Origin of the sequence: Plectonema radiosum NIES-515 (assembly GCF_025753815.1) — a bacterium.
In the GTDB taxonomy this organism is placed as follows: domain Bacteria; phylum Cyanobacteriota; class Cyanobacteriia; order Cyanobacteriales; family Nostocaceae; genus Hassallia; species Hassallia radiosum_A.
This window is the reverse complement of the sequence record NZ_JAOWRF010000077.1, coordinates 1-5,443: the sequence shown is the minus strand read 5'-3', so window position 1 is coordinate 5,443 and position 5,443 is coordinate 1. Positions and strand designations below refer to the sequence as shown.

The 5,443-nt window shown below is 41.4% G+C and carries 3 protein-coding genes and 1 pseudogene; 2 read left to right on the top strand and 2 right to left on the bottom strand.

What is annotated here, in order from left to right; genetic code table 11:
- Positions 1-272 precede the first annotated feature (272 nt).
- The gene (locus OGM63_RS05025) at positions 273-1,829 is read left to right on the top strand and encodes a YcjF family protein (protein WP_263744402.1); all 1,557 of its coding nucleotides are present in this window, start codon (positions 273-275) and stop codon (positions 1,827-1,829) included.
- Between the two features lie 428 nt (positions 1,830-2,257).
- Complete coding sequence (locus OGM63_RS05020) at positions 2,258-4,108, top strand: serine/threonine-protein kinase (RefSeq protein WP_263744401.1); 1,851 nt, start codon at positions 2,258-2,260, stop codon at positions 4,106-4,108.
- A gap of 69 nt (positions 4,109-4,177) precedes the next feature.
- Here OGM63_RS05020 and OGM63_RS05015 read toward each other — a convergent pair whose 3' ends face one another.
- Both OGM63_RS05015 and OGM63_RS05010 read right to left on the bottom strand, forming a co-directional pair.
- A complete protein-coding gene (locus OGM63_RS05015; protein WP_263744400.1) occupies positions 4,178-4,342 on the bottom strand; it encodes a hypothetical protein in 165 nt (54 codons plus the stop codon).
- Between the two features lie 320 nt (positions 4,343-4,662).
- Positions 4,663-5,443 (bottom strand): annotated as a pseudogene (locus tag OGM63_RS05010) (penicillin-binding protein 1C); the annotation flags it as partial.

Below are 5,443 nucleotides of genomic sequence, written 5' to 3'. Positions count from 1 at the left end.
TAGATGGTTATTCTTACTTGCTGTTAATATTTTAGCATTTTTTGAATGCAGATAAATCTGCCCGCGTCGTTTTTCCACCCCGCTTTAAAAAGACGGGGCTACCAAACTCCCGATATATTTACGTGTGATGAAATTAGCTTGATATTAAGACTGGCAAGTCCTTAGACATCGCTTGCATAAAAGCTGCAAAAATCTTTATCTTCCCCCACCTACAACACCAAACCATTAAGATAAAAAGCATCATCTGCTTTATCCACTAATCTATGCCATCCATGCCTCTGTCGCGCATAGTAACGCTGATTGTTGGTCTCATCCTTATTTTAGGACTAAGCCTGTGGCTGATTGATTCGCTATCACGCCTTTATTGGCAGTTGTCTTATTCGCCGCTTTTGGGCAATTTGCTGTTATTGTTGCTGGTTGTTTTGATTGGAGCATTAATTGCCGCTTTTGTCTACTATGTGTTGGTAATTCAAAAAAGTGAGAAGCGATCGCAACGCAAACGTCGTGTCACTGCGGCAGAAATTCCTGCCGTGAAATCTGAAGCCGCTTCTTCCACATTACAAGCTGTGCGGCAACAAGTATCAATAATTCAAGATGAAGTGCAAAGGCAAGCCTTACTGAGTCGATCGCGTGAGATTGAGGCAAATTTAGCACGCAGGGAAATTCAAGTAGTCGTATTTGGCACGGGAAGTGCTGGTAAAACTTCTTTGGTAAATGGGGTGATGGGACGCATGGTGGGACGTGTCGATGCGCCGATGGGAACCACTCAGGTAGGGGAAACTTATTGTTTGCGCTTGAAGGGATTAGAACGTAAAATTTTAATTACGGATACGCCGGGGATTTTAGAAGCGGGGGTAGCGGGAACCGAACGCGAACAATTAGCACGAGAACTGGCGACTGAAGCTGATTTGCTGTTGTTTGTGGTGGATAATGATTTACGGCGCTCTGAATATGAACCGTTGCGGACTTTGGCAGAAATTGGTAAGCGATCGCTTCTAGTTCTCAACAAAATCGATATGTACACCGAAGAAAATAAAGAAGCCATTCTCGCACGGTTGCGTCAACGAGTGCGGGGATTTATTGTCGCAACTGATGTTGTGGCGATCGCTGCTAATCCCGAAGCTGCACAATTAGAAAATGGCGAAATCTATCAGCCGGAAGCAGATATTTTACCATTGTTGCGGCGAATGGCTGCAATATTGCGGGCAGAAGGTGAAGATTTAGTGGCAGATAATATTTTGCTGCAATCAATGCGATTGGGAGAAGAAGCCCGGAAACTCATCGATGCTCAACGTCGCCGTCAAGCTGATAAAATAGTAGATCGGTTTCAGTGGATTGGTGCTGGTGTAGTTTCGGTGACACCTTTACCGATGGTCGATTTGCTGGCTACAGCCGCCGTCAACGCCCAAATGGTCGTGGAAATTGGTAAAATTTACGGCTGTGAGTTGAATCTGGAGCGCGGACGAGAATTAGCGTTGTCTTTGGCAAAAACTCTTGCCAGTTTGGGTATTGTCAAGGGAGCGATTCAATTACTTTCAACTGCATTGCAACTGAATGTTGCCACGTTTATTGTTGGTCGGGCAATTCAAGCTGTAACAGCCGCTTATTTAACTCGGATTGCTGGTAAAAGCTTTATTGAGTATTTCCGTCACGATCAAGATTGGGGTGATGGGGGGATGACCGAGGTAGTACAGCGACAGTTTCAAATTAACCGTCGTGATGAATTTGTTAAGGCTTTTATTCAACAGGCGATCGCACGAGTCGTCAAACCGTTGCAAGATAAAGTTGAGGCACTAGAAGAAAACGAGGAACTGAAGGCTGAGGACTAATACTCGACCAACCTAAAAATGACGGATAAAGGCAGGCAGGGGTTTGAAAACACCACATACAGCAAATTTTAGGTAAATGAGGCACATGCGTAAAACCCGAAACTTTGTAGAGACTACCAAGTGCTACGTCTCTACGTGTATTTAATCACAACGCAATCTGCTGTAACCGCTTCATACCCCTAACCCATCGTCAAAATACTTACAAAGCACCAGATACCCAAACTGGCATAGTCGATATGTGAATAATCATGTCCATATTCGATAAGAATGGCAATATTTCATACATGATCTGCTTTGAGTTTTTTGTAATTATTTTTATAAAGATATTTTCAATCTTTACGTGTTTAGACTGATACTTTTAGAAAAAATTATCCAATGAATCAGCGCTCTATTAAAGAATTCGTAAGGGTTTCCGGAAAAACCGGGTGATGTTAGAAAACTTAAATAACGACTTACTCAGTAACCTACTCATGACTCAATACATGATCGGTAAAGTACTACAAAGACGGTACCAAATCGTTCAAACCCTGGGTGCGGGGGTATTTGGACAAACATACATCGCTGTAGATATAGATCACCCTGAAAACCCAAAATGCGTAGTCAAAGAGCTAAAGGTGACTGGTTCTCAGCCGAGTTACTTGGATACTCTCAGGTTGCGCTTTCTCACGGAAACCGAAACTCTCAAGCAGTTAGGACACCATAACCAGATTCCCGAACTTCTTGCTTGTTTTGAAGAAAAGGAAAGATTCTATCTAGTACAAGAGTTTATTGAAGGACATGCGTTGACGGCTGAATTGCCGATGAGTCAACAATGGGGGAGTCTTTGGAGTGAAAGGGAAGTTATCCAATTTCTCAATGATGTTCTCGAAATTCTCGAATTTGTTCACTCCCAAGGAGTTATCCATTGCGACGTTAAACCGGAAAACTTGATCAGACGCGCTTGTGATGGTAAGTTAGTTCTAATCGACTTTGGTTCAATTCAGCCGGTTGATTTTGGTGTAAATGCAGCATTCCCGATTTATCGCCTTCCCGTAACCTCTTTAGGATATATACCCCCAGAGCAATTTATTAGTCAAGCGCAGCCCAATAGTGATATTTATTCTTTGGGCATGATTGCTATCCAAGGTTTAACAGGGTTAGCACCGTTACAATTAAAAATAGATCCTTATACAAATGATATTTATTGGCGTTTGAATAATACACCAGTTAATGATTATCTAGCTGCTGTCCTCAGCAAAATGATTCGTTATAACCATGAAAGTCGCTTTCAGTCAGTGGTTGAGGTGTTACAAGTGCTCAAGCAAATGTCTGTGGATGAGTCGCAAATACTAGACGCAGAATATACTGTGTCCGCAGGTGATAACTCCCAAGGACGGTTTAAATTTATCAAATCACCCCCTCTACTCACAGGAATCAGAGTAGGGTTGGCAGCTAATTCCTTAGTGATGGGATTTGGAGTATATTCTTTAATGAATAATTCTCCAGCGTATTCAGAAACAGAAGCTTTATATAAAGCAACAGAACAATATCAAGCGGGGAATTTAGAAGGAGCGATCGCTTTAGCGCAATCAATTAAGCCAAACAGCAGCGTTTATTCAGAAGCTCAAGCTACAATTGGACAATGGCAACAAAAATGGGAAGTCGCAGCACAACGGTATCAAGCTGTTGAAAAAGCCTTTAACGAAAATCGTTGGAGAGATGTACTTCGTACTGCTCCTCAAATTCCCGATATTTTATATTGGCAATCGAAATCTGATAAACTAGTTAAACTGGCACGCGTTAACCTCGAAGTCCAGTCAAAAGACTTATTAACCAAGGCTTACCAAAGAGCAGGTGAAAAAGATTTCTCCACTGCTTTAAACTACTTACAGCAAATTCCTCAAGAAAGCTCTTCTAAAACTATAGTTCAACAAAAGTTGACTGAGTACAATCAAAAGCAGCAAATTAGAGCAGCTTACTTTGTCCAAAAGGCTTACAACAAAGCAGCAAAGGGTGACTTTGATGGTGCTGTGGAGTTTCTCCAACAAGTTCCCCCAGGTACTTCAATTTACGCTCAAGCTCAAGCTAAACTAATTGAGTATACCCAAAAGCAGCGTCTAGAAGCTGGTAAAACTCCTAATAATGATACTAGGCGATCGCAACTTCCACAAGATGAAAAGGTCGCTACATCACCAATAGCTAAAGCTATTTGGACAGATTCATTCATCCACAGCAAAACCCCTACTAAGTTAGACAATTTTCAGCCAGTAAATTACATCCAAGAGGTGAATATTAGATAGTGACAACACAAAAAGCTAGGGTGCATCAATTATCCAGCTTATCGCCAGCAAACACCATATTTTAGTATACTAGCTTGCGTGGTTCCAGTCACTTAACACTTCATGTTGCTGGTTCGTCTTGCGTTGGTGAACTGGTACTTTAGGAGTACCGATATCTGTGTGATGAGAAGACTGTTGTTTCTTCTTGGCTGATTTGTTTTCTGTTTTCTTTGAGCTAGTTTGTGTGGTTGTCATTTTATTTACCTTTATCCTGTCACTGAGATTTTAGTTACTCTTACCTGAAAAATCACAGTGGCATCCCTTAATTTACAAATAAAGCCTCAGGCTTTATTTATCTCTTCACTCTTGAGATAGCTATTTCCTGAAAAAAATCAAAAATAAATTTCCAGTCTTAAATCAATTTCAGATCCCTTGTAGAGACGTAGCAATGCTACGTCTCTACATCTTTTCTACTTTTTATGCCTATTTAACTACAGAATTTAATTATGCGTTGCCCAAAACCCTTGATTAGACGCGAAATTTCGCGTCTCTACATTCTTTTTCACGACGTTTGTCTATTTAACTACAGAAAAACCGCGACGTGTGGGTTTGATATTTGCTAATTGTACTTGAAAAGTTACTTTGTCACTGATTTCACCACTTTTTGCCGATAAAGTCCAGCTACCGGGACGTAATGTCCAAAACAACGCATTCGCTGATGTATTTAGCTTTTGATCGTTCAACCACCATTCTACAGGCGTAGATGATATTCCCCCTAGCTTAAATTCTAATTTTTGCTTTCCTTCTTCACCTGGATATAATAAGAATAAATCGCGATTATGAGGCGATAAAATCTTGAAATTGTTAGAAGTTAAATTGAATTGATTTTGTCTTGCTAACCATTCATCATACTCACCAGGTAAATTCAACTGAAGACCTTCATAGTTACTTTTGTCTTCTGGGTAGAAATATTCTTCCACAACCGAGGTGCAAGCTGGTGTAGGTTTTAACCCAGAAATCGCACACATCGGTAGTTTCACCATCCCTGATGGAAAAGGAAAATTAGCTGGTTCTTCTGAGGAGTGCAAATGTAACATAATTCGATTCCACAAAGGCGCTGCACCCGTAACTCCAGATACTTGGTGCATCGGTTCCCCGTCGAAATTACCTACCCAGGTAGCCACTGTGTAATCCCTAGAAAAGCCGACAGTCCATGTATCGCGAAAGTTAGAGGATGTGCCCGTTTTGACCGCAGTGGCAAAGGGTAAGTTGAGTACCGAGTCTACACCAAAAGCTGTCGCACGAGCATAGCGATCGCTCAACATGTCAGTAATTAATTGCCATGTCGTAGGAAAG